This window comes from Mesorhizobium sp. KR1-2 (assembly GCF_040045035.1).
In the GTDB taxonomy this organism is placed as follows: Bacteria; Pseudomonadota; Alphaproteobacteria; order Rhizobiales; family Rhizobiaceae; genus Pseudaminobacter.
The window spans coordinates 804,772-828,354 of sequence record NZ_JBDZDS010000001.1 but is presented as its reverse complement, the minus strand read 5'-3'; the positions used below and the strand labels follow the sequence as shown (position 1 = coordinate 828,354).

16 protein-coding genes are annotated in these 23,583 nt (G+C 63.9%); 8 read left to right on the top strand and 8 right to left on the bottom strand.

Annotated elements, in window-relative coordinates; translation table 11 throughout:
* Nucleotides 1-42 precede the first annotated feature (42 nt).
* Nucleotides 43-279: an Lrp/AsnC ligand binding domain-containing protein gene (locus tag ABLE85_RS03940; RefSeq protein WP_348791363.1), complete on the top strand. Its 237-nt coding sequence runs from the start codon at nucleotides 43-45 to the stop codon at nucleotides 277-279.
* Between the two features lie 56 nt (nucleotides 280-335).
* Here ABLE85_RS03940 and ABLE85_RS03935 read toward each other — a convergent pair whose 3' ends face one another.
* The 4 genes from ABLE85_RS03935 to ABLE85_RS03920 all read right to left on the bottom strand — a co-directional run bounded on the left by ABLE85_RS03935 (nucleotide 336) and on the right by ABLE85_RS03920 (nucleotide 12,467).
* Complete coding sequence (locus ABLE85_RS03935; protein ID WP_348791362.1) at nucleotides 336-1,100, bottom strand: heme ABC transporter permease; 765 nt, start codon at nucleotides 1,098-1,100, stop codon at nucleotides 336-338.
* 75 nt (nucleotides 1,101-1,175) lie between these two features.
* Nucleotides 1,176-2,951 (bottom strand): glucan ABC transporter ATP-binding protein/ permease, encoded by a 1,776-nt coding sequence (locus ABLE85_RS03930; protein WP_348791361.1) that lies wholly within the window; start codon nucleotides 2,949-2,951, stop codon nucleotides 1,176-1,178.
* 244 nt (nucleotides 2,952-3,195) lie between these two features.
* Nucleotides 3,196-11,748 (bottom strand): glucoamylase family protein, encoded by an 8,553-nt coding sequence (locus tag ABLE85_RS03925; RefSeq protein WP_348791360.1) that lies wholly within the window; start codon nucleotides 11,746-11,748, stop codon nucleotides 3,196-3,198.
* A gap of 374 nt (nucleotides 11,749-12,122) precedes the next feature.
* The gene (locus ABLE85_RS03920) at nucleotides 12,123-12,467 is read right to left on the bottom strand and encodes a RidA family protein (RefSeq protein WP_348791359.1); all 345 of its coding nucleotides are present in this window, start codon (nucleotides 12,465-12,467) and stop codon (nucleotides 12,123-12,125) included.
* Between the two features lie 203 nt (nucleotides 12,468-12,670).
* Between ABLE85_RS03920 and aztA the strand changes: the two genes are divergently transcribed.
* The 5 genes from aztA (at nucleotide 12,671) to ABLE85_RS03895 (ending at nucleotide 18,217) form a co-directional block, all read left to right on the top strand.
* Complete coding sequence (gene aztA, locus ABLE85_RS03915; RefSeq protein WP_348791358.1) at nucleotides 12,671-13,516, top strand: zinc ABC transporter ATP-binding protein AztA; 846 nt, start codon at nucleotides 12,671-12,673, stop codon at nucleotides 13,514-13,516.
* A gap of 8 nt (nucleotides 13,517-13,524) precedes the next feature.
* Complete coding sequence (gene aztB / locus ABLE85_RS03910; protein WP_348791357.1) at nucleotides 13,525-14,391, top strand: zinc ABC transporter permease AztB; 867 nt, start codon at nucleotides 13,525-13,527, stop codon at nucleotides 14,389-14,391.
* Nucleotides 14,392-14,413: 22 nt separating this feature from the next.
* Complete coding sequence (gene aztC, locus ABLE85_RS03905) at nucleotides 14,414-15,349, top strand: zinc ABC transporter substrate-binding protein AztC (protein WP_348791356.1); 936 nt, start codon at nucleotides 14,414-14,416, stop codon at nucleotides 15,347-15,349.
* Nucleotides 15,350-15,591: 242 nt separating this feature from the next.
* Nucleotides 15,592-17,664, top strand: a complete 2,073-nt coding sequence (locus ABLE85_RS03900) for a 3-hydroxyacyl-CoA dehydrogenase NAD-binding domain-containing protein (protein ID WP_348791355.1) — start codon at nucleotides 15,592-15,594, stop codon at nucleotides 17,662-17,664.
* A 211-nt stretch (nucleotides 17,665-17,875) separates the two neighbouring features.
* Nucleotides 17,876-18,217 (top strand): TIGR01244 family sulfur transferase, encoded by a 342-nt coding sequence (locus tag ABLE85_RS03895; protein WP_348791354.1) that lies wholly within the window; start codon nucleotides 17,876-17,878, stop codon nucleotides 18,215-18,217.
* Nucleotides 18,218-18,236: 19 nt separating this feature from the next.
* On the opposite strand, the gene ABLE85_RS03890 is transcribed toward ABLE85_RS03895, so the two are convergent.
* A complete protein-coding gene (locus tag ABLE85_RS03890; RefSeq protein ID WP_348791353.1) occupies nucleotides 18,237-18,704 on the bottom strand; it encodes an Lrp/AsnC family transcriptional regulator in 468 nt (155 codons plus the stop codon).
* A 137-nt stretch (nucleotides 18,705-18,841) separates the two neighbouring features.
* Here ABLE85_RS03890 and hppD point away from each other — a divergent pair, with 137 nt between their 5' ends.
* Nucleotides 18,842-19,954 (top strand): 4-hydroxyphenylpyruvate dioxygenase, encoded by a 1,113-nt coding sequence (hppD, locus tag ABLE85_RS03885; protein ID WP_348791352.1) that lies wholly within the window; start codon nucleotides 18,842-18,844, stop codon nucleotides 19,952-19,954.
* A gap of 56 nt (nucleotides 19,955-20,010) precedes the next feature.
* Here the strand turns inward: hppD and ABLE85_RS03880 are convergent, their stop codons facing one another.
* From ABLE85_RS03880 to hmgA, 3 genes are all read right to left on the bottom strand, one after another.
* Nucleotides 20,011-20,547, bottom strand: a complete 537-nt coding sequence (locus ABLE85_RS03880) for a DinB family protein (protein WP_348791351.1) — start codon at nucleotides 20,545-20,547, stop codon at nucleotides 20,011-20,013.
* Nucleotides 20,548-20,556: 9 nt separating this feature from the next.
* Nucleotides 20,557-21,573 (bottom strand): fumarylacetoacetate hydrolase family protein, encoded by a 1,017-nt coding sequence (locus tag ABLE85_RS03875; protein WP_348791350.1) that lies wholly within the window; start codon nucleotides 21,571-21,573, stop codon nucleotides 20,557-20,559.
* 73 nt (nucleotides 21,574-21,646) lie between these two features.
* Nucleotides 21,647-22,960, bottom strand: a complete 1,314-nt coding sequence (gene hmgA / locus ABLE85_RS03870; RefSeq protein WP_348791349.1) for a homogentisate 1,2-dioxygenase — start codon at nucleotides 22,958-22,960, stop codon at nucleotides 21,647-21,649.
* A 165-nt stretch (nucleotides 22,961-23,125) separates the two neighbouring features.
* Between hmgA and ABLE85_RS03865 the strand changes: the two genes are divergently transcribed.
* Nucleotides 23,126-23,581 carry a MarR family winged helix-turn-helix transcriptional regulator gene (locus tag ABLE85_RS03865; RefSeq protein ID WP_348791348.1) on the top strand — a complete coding sequence of 152 codons (456 nt, stop codon included), beginning with the start codon at nucleotides 23,126-23,128 and terminating at the stop codon, nucleotides 23,579-23,581.
* The last annotated feature ends 2 nt before the right edge of the window (nucleotides 23,582-23,583 follow it).

The window sequence follows — 23,583 nt, the reverse complement described above, 5'->3', positions numbered from 1 at the left end:
GACGGCTCATGCGCCGGTCGAATCCCGCGTCAGGAGAGCACAATGAAAACCGTATTCGTCCAACTGCAATGCGTGCCCGGCCAGACCTATGCGGTGGCCGACCAGCTCTACGAGCGGGAGGTTGCCTCCGAGCTCTATTCGACCAGCGGCGACTACGACCTGTTGATGAAGATCTACATCGAAGACGATGTCGACATCGGCAAGTTCATCAACGAGAACGTGGCCAATGTGCCGGGCATCGTGCGCTCGCTGACCACGCTTACCTTCAAGGCGTTCTGAGAAACGCGAGAATCAATTGCGGCCTTGATTCAAGGCCGCAATCCAATCCCTTGTTTTCAGTCGGCTTTCCGGTCGGCGCGGCGCGCAGCGATATAGCGCATGGCCATGACGCGGCGGCGCAGGATCTCGGTGCGCATGGCCATGAGATGCAAGGTGAAGAACAGAAGCGTGATGCCGACGGCCATCACCATCAGCGGCCACAGCATGCTTGGGTCGATCGTCGGCCCGCCCATCCGGAACACGGACGCCGGCTGGTGCAGCGTATTCCACCAGTTGACCGAAAACTTGATGATCGGGATGTTGACGAAACCGACCAGCGTCATGACGGCGGCAGCGCGGGCCGAGCGCGCCGGATCGTCGAGCGCGCGCGTCAGCGCGATGACGCCGAGATACATCAGGAACAGGACGAAGACCGAGGTCAGCCGCGCGTCCCACACCCACCAGGTGCCCCAGGTCGGCTTGCCCCAGATCGAGCCGGTGACCAGCGCCAGCGCGGTGAAGGTGGCGCCGATGGGTGCCGCGGCCTTCAGCGAGACATCGGCCAGCGGGTGGCGCCAGACCAAAGTGCCGAGCGAGGACAAGGCCATCAGCGAGTAACACATCATGGCAATCCAGGCGAAGGGCACGTGGATGTACATGATGCGGACGGTGCTGCCCTGCTGGTAGTCCTCCGGCGCGGCGAAGCCCATGTAGAGTCCGACGGCCAGCAGCAACGCCGAAAGGCCGGCAAGCCAGGGAACGATCCTGTCGGCCAGCGCCAGGAAGCGTGTCGGGTTGGCAAGGTCGATCCAGCGGCCGGGCCGCGCGCTTGTTTCACTCATGCCGGATTATCTACCCCGAGCGGCCGTCCCCTGCAATGCGGGAGGTCGCCGCAGCGGCCTCCCCGTCGGCGCATGTCAGGCCGCTTCCGGCTGCACCGAGACGTGGCTGAGGGCACGCACGTCCTCGTCGGTCAGCAGGCCGCCGGCGCGCAGCAGTGCGGCGAAACGTCCGTTGGTCGCCGACAGCTCGGCAAAGCCTCCCATCTCGACGACGCGGCCGTGGTCCATGAAGACGACCAGATCGGCGTCGCGGACCGTGGTCAGCCGGTGCGCGATGATGAAGGTCGTGCGGGCCTGGCGGACCGCGTCGATCGCGTCCTTCACCCGCGTCTCGGTCTCCACGTCGAGGGCGCTCGTCGCCTCGTCCAGCACCAGGATCGGTGCGTCCTTGAGGATGGCGCGGGCAATGGCGATGCGCTGGCGCTCGCCGCCCGAGAGTTGGCCGCCGCGTTCGCCGACGCGGGTGTCGTAGCCTTCGCTCTTGGCCAGGATGAAATCCTGGGCCGCGGCCGCCTGGGCGGCAGCATGAACTTCGGCATAGCTGGCGTTCTCGCGGCCGATGCGGATGTTGTCCTCGATCGAGCGATTGAACAGCCCGGCATCCTGGAACACGGTTGCGATCGACTGGCGCAGGGACTTCTTGGTGACGGTGCGCGTGTCGATGCCGTCGATAAGGATGCGGCCGTCCTGCGGGGTGTAGACCCCCTGCAGAAGGTTGATAAGCGTGGTCTTGCCCGCCCCGGTCGGACCGACGATGGCCACGGTCTGGCCGGCAGGAATCTCGAAGGAGATGTCGTGCACGCCCTGGCCGGAATTCGGGAACTCGAAGACGACATTCTCGAAGCGAACATGGCCGGTGACGTTCTCGAGTTCGCGAAGGCCGGCCGGCTCCTCGCGGTCGGCGACCGAGTCCTCGAGCTTGTAGAAAGCTTCCAGCTTGGCGCGCGAATCGAAGATCTGGTTGGCGAAGTTCGAGATCTGGTCGAGGCGGCTGATCAGCAGCGAGGCAAAGCCGGTGAAGGCGACGATATCGCCGATGCGCAGTTCACCCCGAGACACCAGCAAGGCGCCGATCATCAGCACGATCATCATCGAGACCGTGGACGACAGGCGATGAAGCGCACTGGCAAGCGCCCACCAGTCGAGCACCGGATACTGCGCGTTGATCAGGTCGCGCACGTGGCTGCGCAGTTTTTGGGTCTCAAGCGAGATGCGGTTGTAGCTCTGCAGCACCGAAACGTTGTTGACCGAATCGGTGACGTGGGAAAACACCTCCTGATAGTGGCGCTCCACCTTGGTCTGGCCGTCCTTGGTCTTGTGCATGACGATGCGGCTGACGACGAGGTAGAACACGCCCAGCGCCAGAAGCACAAGCGACATGCGCAGGTCGAGCGACAGGGCGGTCGGCACCAGAAGGACCAGGGCCACGGCGGTGGACAGGTGCTGGCGCATGAATTCCAGCCACAGCGTGAAAAGCGCCTCGACCGCGCGCAGCATGGTGTGCAGCGCGTTGGAGGTGCCGCGCTCCTGATGCCAGGACAGCGGCATGGTGATCACCTGTTCAAACGATTCGCACAGGACCGCCACGCGGCGGGCATGCGCCAGCCGGTCGGCCCCGCGGGCGACGAGGACGAAGGCGACGATGTTGAAGGCACCAAGACCCGCCCACAGCGCCAGGGTCGGCACAAGCTCAGTTTTCTCGGAGATGGCATCGATGACGCGACCGAACAGGATCGGCTCAGCGATGGTGACAATAGCCAAGATGATATTCGCGGTACAAATGAAAAACACGCGTCGTTTTTCGGCGGCTAAATACCGAAGCGCTCTAAAATAAACTTCCAGCAATGACACGAAACTCACCTCAGAGAGTTAACGCCGTGCAGCCACTCATTGCTGAACCCAACACTGCCCGCTGCACCGCAAGACAATGCTCACATACAGACTTGGTTCCGCCATTTCGAAACAACATCGAGCAACGCGCCGTAATGTCACGTGATCGCGTAACGAATTGAGTTTTAAAGAAAAATGGCACGCTTACGGCAAAATAATGGCGGCCGGCCCCTGTTGGGGCCGGCCGCCCAAATTTTCATTTTGGCTAACCCGGAAGCCGCACGAGGATTTCGCTTTTACTTCCGGATTTGAGCTCGAAGGACGACCCGCGAAGCCGCTTTCCGTCGACCTCGATGCTGACTGCCTCGGCGCCCTTTTCGCGCTCGACCCGGATGCGATGGACCGTTCCGGCAACCTTAAGGGTAGCCGAATAACCTGGCCAATCGCTCGGCAGCACGGGCGTCAAAGTCAGGCGCTGCCCTTCCCTGCGGATGCCCAGAATGGCCTCGACCGCCGCCCGGTAGAGCCACCCGGCCGAGCCCGTGTACCACGTCCAGCCGCCGCGACCGGCCTTGTCGCCTTCCGAGTAGATGTCGGCGACCACGACATAGGGCTCCACGCGGTAGTGCTCGGCCGCGTGCTCGTCCAGGGAATGGTTGACCGGATTGAGCATGCTGAAGCAGCGATAGGAGTCATCGGCCCGCCCCATTTCGGCCAAGGCGATGACGAACCAGGTCGAGGCATGCGTATATTGGCCACCATTCTCGCGCACGCCCGGCGGGTAACTTTTTATGTAGCCCGGGTCTTTTTCGGTGTTCGAGAAGGGCGGAGTGAACAGCCTGACGAGCTTGTGCTCGTTGTCGACCAGCATCTCCATCGCAGAGTCCATGGCCTGCTTCGACCGCGCCGGATCGCCCTGCCCAGACAGGACGCTCCAGGACTGGGCGATGGAATCGATCTTGCACTCGTCGCACAGGTGCGAGCCAAGCGGAGAGCCATCGTCATAGGAGCCTCTGCGGTACCACTGGCCGTCCCAGGCGGTCTTCTCCATCGCCTGCTTCAGGCGCTTCGCATGCTTCTCCCATTTGTCCGCGCGCTTCGTGTCGCCCTGTTCGCGGGCGATCGGCGCAAAGTCGCCGAGCGTCTTGAGCAGGAACCAGCCCAGCCAGACACTATCGCCCTTCCCCTCCTCGCCGACGCGGTTCATGCCGTCGTTCCAGTCGCCGCCGAGCATCAGCGGCAGGCCGCCGGCGCTGGTGCGCTTGATGGCGAGGTCCAGCGCCCGCGCGCAGTGCTCGTAGAGCGACACGGACTTTTCGGATGTTTCCGGCGTGAAGAAGTTGTCGTGCTGACCCGGCTCCAGAGGCTCGCCCTCTATGAAGGGGATGCTTTCTTCCAGGATCGTAGCATCGCCGGTCGCCTTCACGTAGCTCGCCGTGCCATAGGCCAGCCAGACCACATCGTCGGAGATCATCGTGCGCACGCCTGCGCCGGTACGCGGCAGCCACCAGTGCTGCACGTCGCCTTCCGGGAACTGCCGGTGCCCTGCGTTGAGGATCTGGTCACGCGCGAGTTGCGGATCGTGCATCATCAGCGACAGCGTATCCTGCAGCTGGTCGCGGAAGCCGAAGGCGCCGCTGGCCTGATAGAAGGCAGTGCGGGCACGGATGCGGCAGGCCAGGCTCTGATAGGGCAGCCAGTTGTTGACCAGCGCGTCAAAGGACTTGTCCGGCGTCTCGACCTGCAACGTGTCGAGGAAACCGCGCCAGTTGCTTTCGTTCTCGGCGAGCCGTTCGTCGAAGTCGCGCCGGCGATGACGGACAACGAGATCCCTGGCCTCTTCCGGCGAGTCCGCGTCGCCGAGCAGGAACAGCATGGATATCTCGCCGCCTGCCGGGACTTCGACGTCGCGCGCCATGGCGGCGCAAGGGTCAATGCCCGCCTCGATCTTGCCCGTCAGGTCCAGGCCGCGGGTCACCGCATGCGGCTTCTCCACCGACCCACCCCGGCCGATGAACTCGGTGCGGTCGGCGGTCACCGAGTGGGCATCGCCGTCGCACGCCAGGAAGGCGACGCGTTCGCAGAAGTCGAGGCTATAGGCATTCTTGGCCAGCAGCGCGCCGGTCAGCGGGTCCTGCGAGGGCACGATGGTCGGCGCCGACTTGGCGCGGTTGTTGCCCAGCACCCACTCGACATAGGCATAGACCCGCAGGCGCACGGACGCGCCGCCCGAATTGCGGATCCGCAGACGCGAGATCTTCACCGGATCGACCGGATCGACGAGCTGGGTCACCTCGGTCGAAATCGGACCCCGCGACGCGGTGAACGTGCTTACGCCTTGCCCGTGTCGCGCTTCGTAGGCGACCGACTCGTCACGAAGCACGGCCGCAAAGGGCGAGAACGCCTGCCCGTCGGCATGGTCGTAGATGTAGATCGCCTCGCCCGGCCGGTTGCTGACCGGATCGTTGGACCATGGCGTCAGCTGGAAGTCGCGGCTGTTGCGGCTCCAGGTGAAGGACGCGCCTTCGGCCGAAGTGTGGAAGCCGAACGACGCGTTGGAGACCACGTTGATCCACGGTTGCGGGGTGGTACGCCGGCCGTCGAGGTGCACGACATAGTCGCGCCCGTCGCGGTCGAAGCCGCCGAAGCCGTTCCAGGCGTGGAGACCGGTGTCACCCTTTGGTCGGGTGGCCGGGACCGACGGTGCACCCCTCCTCATATCCATGGCGAATTCACGCATCATCGACGTCTCGGTGGCCGCCAGCTGATCCCTTGCCTGCAGGGCAGTGGCTTCGGCGCGCTCGATCTGGTCGAAGATGGTGCCGTTCCTGGTGTGCAGCGACACCCGAGCGACCGCCAACAAGGTCTTGTAGGACGTCTCCTCCATCAGATCGCGGCGCACGGCAAAGATGTGCTGCCGCGGCCCGAGCTCCTTGCCGCGCGACCGGCTGTTGTCAGCCAGCGTTTCGATCGCCTGCTGTAGATCCTGGACGTAGGATGAAGCCTGCTCGTTGACGATGACGAGATCGGCAAGCATGCCGCGCGCGCGCATGTATTCCTGGAAGCGCAAGGCCTGGGCGACGATATCGAGGTCGGCGACGTCGCCGATCCTGATCGCCAGGATCGGGAAATCGCCGGAGATTCCCATCGGCCAGAGCGCCGACTGCTGCCCCAAGCCCGTCGCGATCGTCTCGGCCGGCATACGCAAGAACGGATCCGGGTAGAGCAGATAACGCGCGAGTTGCTGCACATTGGAAGCATCGGACAGGCTGAGGCCGAAATGGCGCGTCTGCACCTGCGACCGCGTCCAGGCGAGCATGGCCTGGCGGTGGAAGCTCTCGGGATGGCCGAGCCTGCTCATCGCAGCCTCGACCTCGGCGCGATCGGCGCCCACCATGGTCCAGAACGTCAGCGACACCTTCTTGTTGGCCGGCACGCGCACACGGCTGCGCAGCGCCATCACCGGATCGAGCACGAAGCCGGCATGGCCGCCCAGCCTGACGCCGGGGTCGAAGGCGGCGGCGTCGGCAATGGTCCGCCCGCGACCGATGAAGGCACGGCGATCGGTTTCGGCCTCCGTGTCCCGGGTCGAGCCCGAGGCGTCGGTCACAAAATGCGCCGCCGCTATATCCGGCTCTCCAGCGCTGCGCTTGCGCCGGGTCGCGAAGATGGCGCGGCTGTTCGGCAAGATCTCGGTTTCGACGAACATCTTGGAGAAGGCAGGGTGAGCGTTGTCGGCCGCCTCGGGCGCAAGCACCAGCTCGGCAAATGAGGTCACCTCGATATGGCGGTCGGCGATGCCGTCATTGGCGATGGTGATGCGCCGGCCCTCGCCGTTGCCTTCCGATACGACAATGCACTCGACTTCGGAACGCAGGGTGCCGACGGTCTTGATGAAGCTGGCCTTGTCGTCGCTGAACAGCGTCTGCGCGTGCTCGGAGGCCGCGCGTTTGGGTTCGGTGGTGGCGGACCACCACTCGCCCGTCTCGGTGTCACGCAGGAACAGGTAGGTCCCGTACCGGTCTTCCGTCGGATCGGGCTGCCACCTTGTGATGGAAAGGTCGTTCCAGCGGCTGTAGCCAGAGCCGGTCGCCGTCACCATCACCGAGTAGCGGCCGTTCGACATCAGGTTGGTCGAGCGCAAGGCACGGGCAGGCTCGACCACCAGGCGGGTATCGGCGGCCTGCTCGAGCGTCTCGACCTTGCCGCGCTCGTCCGCCTCGGTGCGCACGGTCGAGACCGTGATGTCGCGCGGGGCCTTCTCCTGCAGAAGCAGTTCGGCGGCCTCGATGACGGGATCGCTATGGAAGCGATCGCGCAGGCGGCCTTCGAAGATCGCGTTGGCCACGGAGGCGATGGACATGCCCTGGTGATGGGCCATGTAGTTGTAGACGATCGCATGGGTGGTGCCTTCCGGCACGCGCTGCGGCGTGAAGTCGACGGCGTCATGATAGCCGTAGCGGCCGAGCGCGCCCAGGCGCTGCAGACGCTCCAGGTTCTGAACCGCCTCATGCGGCATGAACTGCGCGGCCAGCACGGTAGCATAGGGCGCGATCACCGTGTTCAGGCCGAGGCCACGCTTGAGCCCCAGACCAGGCACGCCGAAATTGGTGTACTGGTAGGTCATCTCGCGGTCGCGGGCGTTGTACGCCGATTCCGAGATCCCCCAGGGAACGTGTTTTGAGCGGCCGTACTGGATCTGGCGGTGGATCACCAGCTTGTTCGTCTGGTTGAGCAGGCCGCCCTGCGGCTCCTTCATTACCAGCGGCGGCATCAGGTACTCGAACATCGAGCCCGCCCACGACATCAGCGCGCCCCGGAAGCCGATCTCGACGATCGGGCGGCCAAGCCTGAACCAGTGCTCGGTGGGGATGTCGCCCTTGGCGATGGCGAAAAGGCTGGTCAGCCGCGCCTCGGAGGCGAGCAGGTCGTAGCAGCTCTCGTCAAGCTGGTGCTCTTCGACGCGGTAGCCGATGGACAGCAGCTTGCGCTCGCGCCGGAAGAGGAAAGTAAAATCCATCTCGAAGGCGAAGCGGCGGGCCCGTTCCTGAAGGTTCTTCAGCTTGTTTCGCAGCTGTTCGATAGACTTTTCGTCGCTGTGGGCGTCGTGGACATGCGCCTCGCAGGCGGCCTCCAACTTGGCCGCCCAGTCGGTCAGCACTTCGCTGCGCGCTGTGCCGACCTCTGTATGGATGGCGCTGGCCAGCTTGCGGATCTCGCCGGAGAGCACGGCCAGATTGATGGTGCGGATCGACGCCATTTCCGGCTGCAACTTGATGGTCGCGATGGCGCGCGCCATGCCGTCGATGCGGTCGCGCAGGCGCTGGCGCAGCGGCCGCAGCTGCCGGCGGTCGTCCGGAAGTTCGTCGAGGCTTTCGCCGAGGATCGCCACCGCGTCGAGCAGGCCGTCGAAATCGCCCTGAAGATGGACCGAAGGTGCTTCGGCCCATTCGGCGCAGGCGGCCGCCACCGCTACCAGATGGCCGGCCAGATTGCCGCTGTCGACACTAGAGACATAGAGCGGCAGAAGCGGCCGCAGGGTGACCGTGTCGTACCAGTTGTAGAGATGACCCCGATAGCGGTTCATCCGCTCGATCGTGGTCAGCGTCTGGTCGATGCGGGTGGCCGCCTCGGCAAGGCTGATCCAGCCGAAGTCGCGGGCGGAAATGACCGACAGGAGATAGACGGCGATATTCGTCGGCGACGTGCGGTGCGCGACCACCGGCTGCGGGGTCTCCTGGAAATTGTCCGGCGGAAGCATGTTGTTGTCCGCCGTCACGAAGGTTTCGAAATAGGACCACGTGCGCCGCGCCACGATGCGCAGCCGCTGGATGTCGCGGTCGGAAATGCGCAGCCGGTCCTCGGTCTCGGCCGAGCGGCTGATGAGCCAGGCAAAGGCGGGCGAGCCTGCCCAGAAGATCGCAAAGAAGAATGCGACGAAGCTGCCGGTCGAATCCGCCGCCACGGGAATGGCGAGCCCGACGATCGCGATCACCACGGCGCCGCGCATCAGCCGGTAGTAGGACAGGAGATCGTTGTCGCCGGCCTTGTGCGCCTGCGAGGCGGTGCGCCATTCGAGCAGGTTCTGCCGGCTGACGAAAAGCCGGTAGAGCGTGCGCATGATGGAATCGCCCATCATCCAGGCATTGTGGGCCATCAGCACCACGCGCAGCGCCACCATGGCGGTACCGAAGGCGATGTCGCGGAACAGCGCGCTGAAATGGCCGCGCGCAGTGGCGTCACGGTTCTTCGGCAGGATCGAATTGACGATGTCGAATGTGGGCGCCATGAACAGCACGAGGATCAGCAGCGCCTGCCACTGCGCCGCCTGCGTGAACGGCAGCAGGGTCCAGCCGGCAACCGCCGAAGCGACCCAGAAAATCGGCGTCAGCGAGCGCCGCAGGTTGTCGAGCATCTTCCAGCGCGAGAGGGCCGGCACGCCCGACTTGGGATCGAGCATGAAGCCGAGAAGCTGCCAGTCGCCGCGCGCCCAGCGATGGTGGCGGGAAGCATCGACCGAGTAGCGGGTCGGGTAGTCCTCCACCACCTCGACATCGGTGACGAGCGCCGAACGCGACAGCGCGCCTTCAAGCAGGTCGTGGCTGAGAACAGCGTTTTCCGGGATGCGCCCCTTCAGTGCCGCTTCCATCGCATCTATGTGGTACAGCCCCTTACCGGTGAAGGAGCCGTCGCCGAACACGTCCTGATAGAGATCGGAAACGGCGAAGACGTAAGGATCCAGGCCGCGATTGGCCGAGAAGACGCGCTGGAAGAACGAGGCCTCGTCGCCCGTCGTCAGCGAGGCCGTGACGCGCGGCTGCAATATGGCGTAGCCGGCCGTCACGCAGCGGCGCTTGGGATCGAACTCCGGCCGGTTGAGCGGATGGCACATCTTGCCCACCAGGCGCTTCACCGCGTCGCGGGTCATCCGGGTGTCGGCGTCCAACGTCATGACATGGACGATGTTGTCCGGCAGCGGAGCGTCGGGCGGCAGGAACGTGGTGTCGGCGTCGCCACGCAGCAGCAGGTTCAGCTCGTGCAGCTTGCCGCGCTTGCGCTCCCAGCCCATCCAGCACTTTTGAGTCGGATTGAAGAGCCGGCGCCGATGCAGCAGATGGAACAGCGGCGCGCCTTCGACCGGATAGCGCGCATTGAGCTTGGCGATCTCGTCACGCGCATGGTTGAGGATTTCCAGGTCGCCGGCAGTCTGCTCCATGCGGCTGTCCGGCCAGTCCGACAAGATCGCGTAATGGATCTCGCCGTGCATATTGGCCAGGTGATGAACCTCGAGCTGCCGGATGTTTTCCTCGACATCGTCGCGCGAGCCGATCAGCGAAGGCACCACGACCAGCGTGCGCGCCTCGGCAGGCACGCCGTCCTTATATTCGTACCCGACCAGCCGGGTCGGTTTCAGGAACAGGAGCACGATGGTGTTGAAGAAGGCCATCGCGCCTTCGCTTGCCGGGATCGAGAACAGCACCAGCATCAGTGCGATCTCACCCTTCGACATTCCGATGCCGGCAAGCGCGAAGCCCGCCAACATCAGGAGCAGCGCTGTCAGCAGTAGGACCGGGATGACGATGCCCAGCCAGCCGGTGCGCCGGAATACCCGCGTGAACATCAGGTTGAAGCCTCGCCGATACCCGATCGCCCGCTCGAGCTCGGGACGCTTCGGGCCGACGAGGTAAAAGCCGATGTCGTTGCAGCGATCGCCGGCCGTTTCGTCCCCCTCGGCGCCGTCCTTGACCATTTCCACCGCGCGCTCGGCGACTTCGTATTCGGTATTCTTGGAGCGGCGAGCGAGGTCTTCGATGGCGGTGCGGTACTGGTCGCGCGACTGGAAGTCGAGCTGGCCGAAATTGCTGCGCAGGCGCAGCAGCGCGTCGATGGGGCTGACCGACTCGAACCATTGCGTCCAGTCGACGTCATTGAGCAAACGCAGTCCCCGGATGATGTTGCCGGTGGTCACGTTGGCGCTCGACAAGGTCTGGTGCTCGGTGAGGATGATCTCCTCAGCGTCAGAGCCGGAATTTTCGAGCTGGTCCTCGAGCCACACCAGCGCCGTGCCCGCATTCTGCGAGCCGTCGCGCAGCCGGTAGAGCAGCTGCGTGGCAAAGGTCGTGTCCTGCGCGTGGTTCGTATAGCGAGACAGCATTGCCTCGCGTTTCTCGCCGTCGCTGGTAGCCGCGATCTGGTCAGCCACCTCATTGGCGACCTGTCGCATCTCGTGCGTGCGCTTCACTCGCACGGCCAGGCGGCGCAGATTTTCGACCAGCACAAAGCGCAGCAACGACGGAAGCGCCCACAGTTCGCCGATGCGCAGGGGCTCAATGCTCTGGTAGCCATCGACCAGCGTCTTGAACATATCCCCCGAGACGGTGCTGTCGGAATGGGCGACATAGACCCAGGCCAGCGCCAGCGCGCGCGGTGTGACGACGCCATTCGCCAGTTCTATGGTGGGCAGTTCGCGGTAGAACCGGCGCGGCAGGTCCCGCTTGACCTGGAAGATAGTCTCCTCGACCAGATAGTTGTTGTCGAGCAGCCACTGGGCGGCCGGGGTGATCGTTTCGCCGCGCCCTTGGGCGGCGTTGGTGGCGCGATAGACATCGAGGATCTTCTCGGCATTCTCGCGGATGCGGGCCTGGAAGTCGAAGGTCTCCAGCCCGTAAAATTGGGTGAGTTCGTTGCGGGCCAGACTCTCACCCAAAACCCTCAGGCGGTCCTCCGGCAAGAAATTCGAGCGGATCGGCTGTTCCGCGGTCGACTGAAGACCCGAGACGGCCTTTTCCAAGGTTACGGGGTCGGTCTGGAGATTCATCAATAGCAATTCCGCTCAAGTGGAAACCGGCCGCGCCGTGGACGCAGCCGTTGTAGGGCCAGAACAGTTCAGGTGACGATTGGTTGCATCAAAGCACCGACCGAATAATCTTTTCACTGAAATATGAGCCGGCTGGAAATGTATCGGACATTTCCTGTCAAAACGTCAGTCGAATCAATGCGAAGAGAAAAGGTGTGAATTCGGGCATTTTCGTGTTGGAGCGCTCACTTTCAAGCCCGCTCACGCGAAGGGACCAGCGGCAAGCCTCCACCCACTCGACGCGGCCCGATGCGGCCCCCCGCTACGCCGGAAAAGCAAAAAATTATGCCGCCGGCGACGCGGCGGCATAATCAGGATTTTAGGCGGACGGCCGCTCAGAGCGCCGCCGTGATGATGATCTCGACCTTGTAGTCCGGGGTTGCCAGCTTGGCCTCGCCAGTGGCGCGGGCCGGCGTGTGGCCCTGCGGAACCCAAGCGTCCCAAACGGCGTTCATTTCGCCAAAAGTGTTCATGTCGGCCAGCCAGATGATCGCCTGGAGGATCTTGGTCTTGTCCGAACCGGCCTTGGCCAGCAGCTCGTCGATGGAGGCCAGCACCGCCTTGGTCTGCTCGGTGACGCTCGCGCCCGGCGTGCCGACCTGGCCGGCCAGATAGATCGTGTTGTTGTGGATGACGATGTCGCTCATGCGGGGACCGACATCGATACGGCGGATGGTCATGGCTCGCTTCCTTCCTGTTGTTCCGTGCCCGCCCTCTTTAGTTTTCAGCTTCCTGGCGGGCAAGGCCGCCCCACGGGTATCCCCCACATCTTCCCACCGATTGTGGGCGGGCAGCGTGCAGACACTTGCCGATCCGAATTCTTGACTAATGTAATAACATCACATATCCAGACGACGACGATCACCTTGGCCCACGGACGACCATGACCGACGCCTGCCTGACATTCCGTGACCTGACGCTCGGCTACAACAGCCACCCGGCGGTGCATCACCTCAACGGCGCCGTGAAGGCAGGCTCGCTGACGGCTGTCGTCGGCGCCAACGGCTCCGGCAAATCGACGCTGATGAAGGGCATCGTCGGCGTATTGAAGCCGATGGCCGGGGCGTGCCTGAACACACGCAACGCCCGCATCGCTTACCTGCCGCAACAGTCGGAACTCGACCGCTCCTTTCCCGCCCGGGTCGTCGACCTTGTGTCGCTGGGACTGTGGCCTCGCCGGGGCCTGCTCGGGCGCTTCACCAAGGAAGACCGCGAAGAAGTCTCGAAGGCACTGAAGGCCGTCGGCCTCGAAGGCTTCGAAACGCGTCCGATCGACTCGCTTTCGGGCGGTCAGCTTCAGCGGGCGCTGTTCGCCCGCGTTCTCGTGCAGGACGCGGAATTGATCCTTCTCGACGAGCCGTTCAACGCCGTCGACGCCAAGACCGTCAGCGACCTCATCCAGCTCATCAAGCGCTGGCATGGCGAGAACCGCACGGTGATGGTGGTGGTGCACGACCTCGAGCTCGTCCGCGAACACTTTCCCGAGACGCTGCTGCTGGCGCGCCGGCCCGTCGCCTGGGGCGAAACGAAAGAGACACTGCGGCCGGACAACCTGCTGCGGGCCCGCCGCTTCGACGAAGCCTGGCACGAGGACGCGCCCTGGTGCGAGCCCGACCATGGGCATGGCCATGCGCATGCTCATCCGCATGCCCACGACCACCATCACCATCACGAGCATGGCGAAGTGCTCGACCGTCCCGACCATGAAACCGGCCCAAGGGCTGCGTGAGCGGCGCCATGTATGATTTCCTGATCGCCCCCTTCGTCGAATTCGGCTTCATGCAGCGCGCGCTGGCGGGCTCGCTGATGCTGTCGCTGGGCGCCTGCCCTGTCGGCGTGTTCCTGATGCTGCGTCGCATGAGCCTGACGGGCGACGCCATGGCGCACGCCATCCTACCGGGGGCGGCGGTCGGCTTCCTGTTCTTCGGCCTGCAGATCGTGCCGATGACCATCGGCGGACTGATCGCCGGCGTCATCGTCGCGCTGGGCGCGGGTGCGGTGTCGCGCTTCACCGTGCAGAAGGAAGATGCCTCGATGGCTGCCTTCTACCTGATCTCGCTGGCGCTCGGCGTGCTGATGGTTTCGCTGCGCGGGTCGAGCGTGGATCTCATGCATGTGCTGTTCGGCACGGTGCTTGCCCTCAACAACGATGCGCTAACGCTGATCGCCGCGATTTCAGTCATCACGCTGGCGACGCTCGGCATCTTCTGGCGCGCCATCGTCGCGGAATGCCTCGATCCGCTGTTCCTGCGCTCAGTGAGCCGGCTCGGCACGCCGGTGCATTTCATCTTCCTCGGGCTGGTGGTGCTCAATCTCGTCGGCGGCTTCCAGGCGCTCGGCACGCTGCTTTCCGTGGGCCTGATGATGCTGCCGGCCGCCGCCGCACGTTTCTGGACGGCGCGCGTGGAGCCTATGTGCCTGCTTGCCATCGTCATCGGCTTCGGCTCGTGCATCGCGGGGTTGTTGTTGTCCTATCACGCCTCGCTGCCCTCCGGTCCGGCCATCATCCTCTCGGCCGGGCTGGTGTATTTCGTCTCGACCATTTTCGGCACGCGCGGCGTCTTCAACACGCGCCTGCGCCGTCACCGCCACAGAACCGCCTGATCAACCACAAGGAGACCACCCAATGCTCAAGTCCCTTCGGCTCGCCGCCCTTGTGAGCGTTATAACATCACTACCCTTCGGACTTGCCTCGGCATTCGCTGAACCGCTGAAGGTAGTGGCAAGCTTCTCGATCATCGAGGATTTCGCGAAGAATGTCGGCGGAGACCGCATAGAGGTGACCACGCTGGTGGGACCGGACGGCGACGCCCATGTCTACGAGCCCAAGCCGACTGACGCCATGGCCATGAGCAAGGCCGACGTGGTGCTGGTCAACGGCCTGCATTTCGAGGGCTTTCTGCAGCGCCTGGTCGAGGCCAGCGCCACAAAGGCCTCGATCGTCGAGCTCACCAAGGGTGTCGAGCCGATCAAGATGAAGGAAGAGCACGAGCACGCCGCCGATGATAGCCACGCGGACCACCATCACGGCGACATCGACCCACACGCCTTCCAGTCCATTGCCAATGCGAAGATCTATGTGAAGAACATCGCCGATGCGTTCTGTGCGGCCGACAAGGAAGGCTGCGACGCCTACAAGGCCAATGCGGCAGCTTACACGCAGAAGCTGACGGAAACCGAAAAGGACGTGAAGGCCGCCGTCGCCTCGATCCCGGAAGACAAGCGCACCATTATCACCTCGCATGACGCCTTCGGCTATTTCGAGCATGAATACGGCCTGACCTTCCTCGCGCCGGAAGGCATTTCGACGGAAGCCGAAGCTTCGGCGGCCGATGTCGCAGCGCTGATCAAGCAGGTGAGAGAAGACAAGGCCTCGGCGGTCTTTGTCGAGAACATCACCAATGCCCGGCTGATCGAGCAGATCGCATCCGAGACCGGCCTCAAGGTCGGCGGCACGCTCTATTCGGACGCTCTGTCGCCCGCCGATGGCCCCGCCTCGACCTATATCGACATGATGCACCACAACGTCGATACGATCAAAGGCGCGATCCTGGGAAGCTGAGCGGACAAACCGATTCAAGCTGACGCGCCAACTCACTGACGGGGCGCGATCTTTTCAGGGTCGCGATCCGCCAGCCCAATCCAAACTCCGTTGGGCAGCCTCCCAAGGCGGTTGACCCGACCTCCCCTCTTCACATACTCAGGCGCATGTCCTGAAGGGAGGCCGGGCAGCATCTGGCACCGCCCTCTCTCCCGACCAGCCAGCTATCGGCGCCTGATGCGCCATAAGGGGAGTTTTTTCGAATGACCGACGCAGTGACCCTCGCCCGCGACGGCGAGATCGCCATCGTGACCATCGACAATCCGCCGGTGAACGCGATGAGCTTTCACGTGCGCGAACCCCTGCTGGCTGCCCTGACCGCCCTGCGCGACGATGCCTCCGTTGCCGGCATCGTGCTGGCCTGCGCGGGCCGCACCTTCGTCGCCGGCGCAGACATCACCGAGTTCGGCAAGCCGATGCAGGCGCCGGAGTTGCGCGACCTGATCTCAGCGCTCGAAACGCTCGGCAAGCCGGCGGTGGCGGCCATCCACGGCACGGCTCTCGGCGGCGGGCTGGAACTGGCGCTGGGCTGTCATTATCGCGTGGCCGAAGCGAGCGCGAAGGTCGGCCTGCCCGAAGTGAAGCTTGGCATCCTGCCCGGCGCCGGCGGCACGGTGCGCCTGCCGCGCCTTGTCGGCCCGCTGAAGGCGCTCGACATGATCGTCTCCGGCACGCCGATCAGCGCCAAGGAAGCCCATGCGAACGGCCTCGTCGATGCCCTCGTCGAGGGTGACCTGGTCGCCAGCGCCGTCGCCTTCGCGCGTGAGCAGGTAAAATCCGGCAAGCCGGCCGTCGCCGTGCGCGACCGCAACGATCTGATCGAAAATGCCGATCTCGCCGCTTTCGATGCTCGCGCGGCCGAACATGCCAAGAAGGCGCGCGGGCTGGAAGCGCCGGTCGCCTGCGCCGAATCCGTGCGCAACGCGCTCACCCTACCCTTCGACGAGGCGCTGGCCAAGGAACGCGAAATCTTCGCCAAGCTGGTCGCAGGCGACCAGTCGAAGGCGCAGCGCCACCTGTTCTTTGCCGAGCGCGAGGCCGCAAAAGTGCCGGGCGTGGGCAAGGACGTGAAGCCGCGCGAGATTGCCCGCGTCGGCATCATCGGCGCCGGCACCATGGGTGGCGGCATCGCCATGGCCTTCGTCAACGGCGGCATCCCGGTCACGCTGCTCGAGATGAACCGCGAAGCGCTAGACCGCGGCCTCGGCACGATCGAAAAGAACTATGCGATCTCCGTCTCGCGCGGCTCGCTGACTGAAGAGGCCAAGGCCAAACGCATGGCCGCCTTTACTCCTTCAACCGATTATGCCGATCTCGCCGATTGCGACCTCATCATCGAGGCCGTGTTCGAGGAAATGTCGGTGAAGAAGGAAGTGTTCGGCAAGATCGAAGCGGTGGCGAAGCCCGGCGCGATCCTCGCCACCAACACCTCCTATCTCGACGTCAACGAAATCGCCGCCTCGACCAGCCGGCCGCAGGATTTCCTGGGCCTGCACTTCTTCTCGCCGGCCAATGTCATGAAGCTGCTGGAGATCGTGCGCGGCGCCAAGACGGCACCCGACGTTCTGGCAACGGCGCTGGCGGTAGGCAAGAAGATTGGCAAGGTGCCGGTCGTCGTCGGCGTCTGCCACGGCTTCGTGGGCAACCGCATGCTGGGCGCGCGCGGCTCGGAGACCGAGACGCTGCTGCTCGAAGGCGCAACCCCGCAGCAGGTCGACAAGGTGTTCACCGACTTCGGCTGGCCGATGGGCCCGTTCCAGATGTGGGACCTCGCCGGCCTCGACATCGGCTGGCGCAACCGCAAGGCGCAAGGCAAGAAGGCGATCATCGCCGACACGCTGTGCGAACAGGGCCGTTTCGGCCAGAAGACCGGGCGCGGCATGTATCTCTACGAGAGCGGCGCCCGCACGCCGACGCCCGACCCGGAGGTCGCTGGCCTGATCGAAGAGAAGGCCAAGGAGCTCGGCATCGAGCGCCGCGAGATCTCGTCGCAGGAGATCGTCGAGCGCACCTTCTATCCGCTGATTAACGAAGGCGCGAAAATCCTCGAGGAAGGCATCGCCGCCCGCGCTTCCGACATCGATATCGTCTGGGTCAACGGCTACGGCTTCCCGATCGGCAAGGGCGGCCCGATGTTCTGGGCTGGCCTCGAAGGTTTCGCCAAGATCGTCGAGCGACTGGATTACTGGCATGCCCGCACCGGCAAGGACATCTTCAAGCCGGCCGAACTGCTGCGCAAGGCTGCCGAGACAGGCAAGCTGGCGGACGCAGCCTGAGCGTACTGCCGGGACAGGAAATCATTTTCGCGAGGCAAGACATGCCTCGCGAAACCAGGCGGCCCGCACTATGTTTGCCGCAACCGATTAGAGCGAGACGGCTTCCCCGTTGAATCACCATCTCGCTCTAGGATTAGTTTTTGACGCATGATCTTGTCCGAAAAGTCTGCAACTTTTCGGGATCATGCTCTGAGCGCCTGTGAGGAGCACCATGGAATACCGCCAGATTTCCGACGATTATTCGGTGTCGGGGCAGATCACCGCCGACGACATCGCCACCATCAAGGCGGCCGGCTTCAAGGGCATCATCTGCAATCGCCCCGATAACGAGCAACCCGGCCAGCCTTCCGCCGACGAGATCCGCAAGGCGGTTGAGGCCGCCGGCCTCGGCTTCCGCCATGTACCGCTCATCAGCGGCCAGCCGGTGACGATGGAAGCCGCCGAAGCCATGGCCAAGGCGCTGGACGAACTCGACGGCCCGGTCTTCGCCTATTGCCGGTCCGGCGCGCGCTCGACCAATCTTTTCCTGGCCGCACAGCAGGTCAGAGGCTGAACCCTCTTCGCCCTGTCGCCTAAAGCGGCAGGGCCGACGTTTCCTTCAGGGTCTGCAACACGATCGCGGTCTTCACATGCTGCACGGATTCGTGCGGCAGGAGCACGCCGTTGACGAAGTCAGCCAGCGACCTCAGGTCCGGCGTCACCACTTTCAGAATGTAGTCCATCTCGCCGGTCAGGGCGTGCGCCTCTTGCACTTCGGGCAGGCGCGCGAGCAGATCGGCAAAGCGTTGCGCATTGTCCCGGTTGTGCGTGGCCAGCGTCACCGAGATGACGTTGACCAGCGGAAACCCCAGCCGCTCGCGGTCGAGCACCGCGCGATAGCCGCGGATATATCCGTCATCCTCCAGCCTCTGGCGCCGCCGCGAACATTGCGACGGCGACAGGTTCACGCGCTCCGACAGGTCGTTGTTGGTGAGCCGGCCATCCGCCTGCAGACATGACAGTATCTTGCGATCAAATTGATCAAGATGCGCGTCATTCATACCAGAATGCCCTTTCTTACACGGTCCATGCGCAATTCGAGCACTTGCGGCATTCGAATGCAAGCACTGTGCACCTTTGCGGGCGTATCATGCGGGGAAGATGAAAATTCGCGGCTTTCGAGCCGCAGGAGGAGACTATGGGACCCTTCCCTCACGACGCGCCGCCCGCAACAATCAGCACGGCCAACCCTGCCGGCACCGACGGCTTCGAGTTCGTCGAGTTCGCCCATCCCGAACCGGAAAAGCTCTCCGAGCTGTTCACGCGCATGGGTTATATGCCGGTTGCCAAGCACCGGACCAAGAACATCACCATCTGGCGCCAGGGGGACATCAATTATGTGCTGAACGCCGAACCCGGCTCGCACGGCATGAAGTTCGTGGAAAAGCATGGGCCGTGCGCGCCTTCGATGGCCTGGCGCGTGGTCGATGCCAAGCACGCCTTCGACCATGCCGTCTCCAAGGGTGCCACGCCCTATGACGGCGACGACAAGACGCTGGACGTTCCGGCCATCGTCGGCATCGGCGGCTCGCTCATCTATTTCGTCGACAAGTACGGCTCAAAGGGTTCAGCTTACGACGCCGAGTTCGAATGGCTGGGCGAGCGCGACCCGAACCCGGAAGGCGTCGGCTTCTACTACCTCGACCACCTCACCCACAATGTCTATCGCGGCAACATGGACAAGTGGTGGGATTTTTATCGCGACCTGTTCGGCTTCACCCAGATCCACTATTTCGACATCGACGGCCGCATCACCGGGCTGGTCAGCCGCGCCATCACCTCGCCCTGCGGCAAGATCCGCATCCCGCTGAACGAGTCCAAGGACGACACCAGCCAGATCGCGGAATATCTGCGCAAGTACAATGGCGAGGGCATCCAGCACATTGCCGTCGGCACGGACGGGATCTACGACGCCACCGACAGACTGGCCGCCAACGAGCTGAAATTCATGCCCGGCCCGCCGGACACCTATTACGAGATGTCGCGCAAGCGCGTGCACGGCCATGACGAGCCGCTCGAGCGCATGAAGAAGCACGGCATCCTGATCGACGGCGAAGGCGTGGTGAACGGCGGGATGACAAAGATCCTGCTGCAGATCTTCTCCAAGACCGTGATCGGCCCGATCTTCTTCGAGTTCATCCAGCGCAAGGGCGACGAAGGGTTCGGCGAAGGCAACTTCCGCGCGCTGTTCGAATCCATCGAGGAAGACCAGATCCGCCGCGGCGTGATCAAGATTCAGGCGGCGGAATAAGCCGCCTGTTGCAAGCCGGATCGGCGCTGCCGCCGATCCGCTCAAGACCTGCGCCTCTAAAGGCCGAGCCGCTCCACCTCCTCCTTTCGGAAGCGCAGGTCAAAATCCAGGAAAAACTCATCGAGTTGCGGCGGCTTCACCGAGGTGCCCGATAGCATGGCGTGCACCTGACCCCGATGGTGGGTCTGGTGCACGAAGAGGTGCGCCAGCAGGTCGCCGATCCTTTCGGGAATGATGCCCGCCGTGCCTCGGTCCGTCGGCACGCGGCGGTCGAGGTCGGCAAGCCAGAGTCCATCGCAAAAAGCGATCAGCCTTCCATCCAGCTCCGCTTGCGCGGCGGCGAGCCTTGCCGGGTCGTCATAGGCGACAAAGCGATCGAACAGCGCCCGCCCCTCGCCGCCCTCTACCAGCATGTCGAAATAGAACAGGTCCACTTCGTGGATGTGGTTGAGCGTTTCCTTGATCGAGGGGAAGAAGCTCACCCGCTCGGCCTCGAACTCGCCCGGCTGGAGAGCTAGCACGGCGCGATAGAGCCGGTCGTTTGACCAGCGATTGTTGCGCGCCATCTGGCGATTGTGGGTGAGCATATCCATGGCCGCGGCTCAGCTCTCGTATTTCTGCACGGTCTGCTCGATCGCGCCGAAAATCGAGTGATGTCCGGCCTTGTCCTTCATCTCGATGCGGACCGTGTCGCCGAAATGCAGGAACGGGGTCTTTGGCGAGCCGGTTTCGATGGTCTCAATGGTGCGCAGTTCTGCAATGCAGGAGTAGCCGACGCCCCCCTCGCCCACCGGCTTGCCTGGGCCACCGTCGAGCTTGTTGGACACCGTGCCGGAACCGATGATGGTGCCGGCTACCAGCTGGCGCGTCTTGGCGGCGTGAGCGATCAGCTGCGGAAAATCGAAGGTCATGTCCACCCCGGCATTGGCGCGGCCGAAGGCTTTGCCGTTCAGGTCGACATTCAGAGGCAGGCTGACCTTGCCGCCGTCCCATGCGTCACCAAGTTCGTCCGGCGTCACCGCCACCGGGGAAAAGGCCGACGAGGGCTTGGACTGGAAGAAACCGAATCCCTTTGCGAGCTCGGCCGGGATCAGGCCGCGCAGCGACACGTCGTTGACCAGCATGACCAGCCGGATCGCGTCACGTGCCTCTTCGACGCTCGCACCCAAGGGCACGTCGTCGACGATGACGGCGACCTCGGCTTCCATGTCGGCGCCATAGGTCTGGTCGGCAAGCGGGATCGGATCGCGCGGGCCGAGGAACGCATCCGAGCCGCCCTGGTACATCAGCGGGTCGGTCCAAAAACTCTCCGGCATGGCCGCGCCACGTGCCTTGCGCACCAGTTCGACGTGGTTGACGTAGGCCGAGCCGTCCGCCCACTGATAGGCACGCGGCAGCGGCGAATGGGTGTCGTGCTCGTGAAAACGCTGCGAGGGCACCGCACCATGCTCCAGCGACTCCGCCAGCGCCGCCAGATGCGGGGAGATGCGCCGCCAGTCGTCGAGCGCGGCCTGCAAGGTCGGCACGAGAAAGGATGCATCGCTGTAGCGCGTCAGGTCGCGCGAAACGACCACCAGCTTTCCGTCGCGCGTACCGTTCTTCAGCGTAGCCAGTTTCATGAGCGATCAGTCCCCCGTTTGGTTTTGCGGCATCCCGCGCACCGCAATCAGCGCAGCTTAGACTGCGGCGGCCTCAACTCCAATCACCTTCCGGCGTGCCGTTGAAACGCTTCTTCAGGTCCTTCCAGCAGTCGATGTAGTTGTCCTGGCGCGTCTTGAGTTCGGCGCTGTAGCGCGTGAGCATCTGCGGGAAGCGCGTCTCGAACATGAAGGCCATGGTGTTGTCGAGCTTCACCGGCTTGAGATCGACGTGCGACGCCTTCTCGAAGCCAAGGGCATCCGGCCCATGCGCCAGCATCATGTTGTGCAGGCTCATGCCGCCGGGAACAAACCCCTCTTCCTTGGCGTCGTACTGGCCGTGGATCAGCCCCATGAACTCGCTCATGATGTTACGGTGGTACCAGGGCGGGCGGAAGGTGTTTTCCGCCACCAGCCAGCGCGGCGGGAAGATGACGAAATCGACATTGGCCGTGCCTTCCTCGCCCGACGGCGCCGTCAGCACCGTGAAGATCGACGGGTCCGGGTGGTCGAACAGGATTGCGCCGACAGGGGAAAAGGTCGCCAGATCATATTTGTAGGGCGCATAGTTGCCGTGCCACGCGACGACGTCCAGCGGCGAATGGTCGAGCTCCGTGACGTGGAACTTTCCGCACCACTTCACGATCAGCCTGCACGGCGTCTCCTTTTCCTCGAACCAGGCAACGGGCGTCTTGAAGTCGCGCGGATTGGCCAGGCAGTTCGCGCCGATCGGCCCGCGGTGCGGCAAGGTGAACTTGGCGCCGTAGTTTTCGCAGACATAGCCGCGCACCGGCCCGTCGATCAGCTCGACCTTGAACACGAGCCCACGCGGCAGCACGCAAATCTCGCCGGGGCGGATCTCCATCACGCCCATCTCGGTGACGAAGCGGACGCCGCCCACCTGCGGCACGACGAGAAGCTCGCCGTCGGCATTGAAGAAATGATCGTCTTTCATGTCGGCGTTGGCGACATAGACATGGGCCGCCATGCCCGACTGTCCGAGCACGTCGCCGGCAGTCGTGATGGTACGGATACCTGCGAGAAAATCGGTGCGCGCCTCGGGAACGGGCACGGGGTTCCAGCGATATTGCCCGAGCGCCAGTTCATGGTCGCCGACATTCGGCGCGCTTTTCCAGTGGGGATAGTCGGTCGCCGCGAACCGCCCCGTATGCTTCACGCTCGGCCGGATGCGGTAGAGCCAGGAACGCTCATTGGCGCCGCGCGGCGCGGTGAAAGGGGAGCCTGACAGCTGCTCGGCATAAAGCCCGTAGGCGGGCCTTTGCGGCGAGTTGCGCCCCTGAGGCAGGGCGCCAGGCAGGCTTTCGGTTTCGAAATCGTTGCCGAAGCCGGGCATGTAGGAAATGGCCATGGCATCCTCCCGTGATTGACGCTTATTTGTTACATCTGTAACCATTGAAAATGTAACCATCAACGCGTCGTGGCCAACCTGCAACGGCCTACGATGACAAGCGGCACCCGGCCGATATTCGAGCGAAAAGATGCAGGAAAGGCCGGGCCATCAGGAAATAGTGCGATGCAGCCGGAAATCCTCCCCCTGGAACAGTTCCTGCCCTACCGGCTGAACCGGCTGGCCGAGGCCGTCAGCCGCGAATTCGCCAAGACCTATCGCGACCGCCACGGCCTGACGCGACCCGAATGGCGCACCTTTGCCACGCTTGGCCAATACGGCTCCATGACGGCGACGGCCATCGGCACGCATTCGGCCATGCACAAAACCAAGGTTTCGCGCGCGGTGGCCGCGCTCGAGGAGCGCAAATGGCTGACCCGCACGCCCGATCCAGCCGACCGGCGCATCGAGCATCTGGCGCTGACCAAGGCCGGGCTTACCGCCTATCGCGAGATGGTGCCGCTGGCGAAAGCGTTCGAGCGGGAGCTTCTCGGCAAGCTCGGCGCGAAGGAACGGGATGCGCTGCTAGGCGGATTGCATGCGCTGCAATCCGTCCTGAGCCTCGATCCGTCGGAAACTTAGAC

Excerpts from the sequence above, each read along its gene's own strand:
- ABLE85_RS03935 (WP_348791362.1), bottom strand. The coding sequence starts at position 1,100 with ATGAGTGAAACAAGCGCGCGGCCCGGCCGCTGGATCGACCTTGCCAAC.
- ABLE85_RS03920 (WP_348791359.1), bottom strand. The coding sequence starts at position 12,467 with ATGACCATCCGCCGTATCGATGTCGGTCCCCGCATGAGCGACATCGTC.
- hppD (WP_348791352.1), top strand. The coding sequence starts at position 18,842 with ATGGGACCCTTCCCTCACGACGCGCCGCCCGCAACAATCAGCACGGCC.
- ABLE85_RS03940 (WP_348791363.1), top strand. The coding sequence starts at position 43 with ATGAAAACCGTATTCGTCCAACTGCAATGCGTGCCCGGCCAGACCTAT.
- aztB (WP_348791357.1), top strand. The coding sequence starts at position 13,525 with ATGTATGATTTCCTGATCGCCCCCTTCGTCGAATTCGGCTTCATGCAG.
- ABLE85_RS03900 (WP_348791355.1), top strand. The coding sequence starts at position 15,592 with ATGACCGACGCAGTGACCCTCGCCCGCGACGGCGAGATCGCCATCGTG.
- ABLE85_RS03875 (WP_348791350.1), bottom strand. The coding sequence starts at position 21,573 with ATGAAACTGGCTACGCTGAAGAACGGTACGCGCGACGGAAAGCTGGTG.
- ABLE85_RS03925 (WP_348791360.1), bottom strand. The coding sequence starts at position 11,748 with ATGAATCTCCAGACCGACCCCGTAACCTTGGAAAAGGCCGTCTCGGGT.
- aztC (WP_348791356.1), top strand. The coding sequence starts at position 14,414 with ATGCTCAAGTCCCTTCGGCTCGCCGCCCTTGTGAGCGTTATAACATCA.
- ABLE85_RS03880 (WP_348791351.1), bottom strand. The coding sequence starts at position 20,547 with ATGGATATGCTCACCCACAATCGCCAGATGGCGCGCAACAATCGCTGG.
- ABLE85_RS03865 (WP_348791348.1), top strand. The coding sequence starts at position 23,126 with ATGCAGCCGGAAATCCTCCCCCTGGAACAGTTCCTGCCCTACCGGCTG.
- aztA (WP_348791358.1), top strand. The coding sequence starts at position 12,671 with ATGACCGACGCCTGCCTGACATTCCGTGACCTGACGCTCGGCTACAAC.
- ABLE85_RS03895 (WP_348791354.1), top strand. The coding sequence starts at position 17,876 with ATGGAATACCGCCAGATTTCCGACGATTATTCGGTGTCGGGGCAGATC.
- ABLE85_RS03890 (WP_348791353.1), bottom strand. The coding sequence starts at position 18,704 with ATGAATGACGCGCATCTTGATCAATTTGATCGCAAGATACTGTCATGT.
- hmgA (WP_348791349.1), bottom strand. The coding sequence starts at position 22,960 with ATGGCCATTTCCTACATGCCCGGCTTCGGCAACGATTTCGAAACCGAA.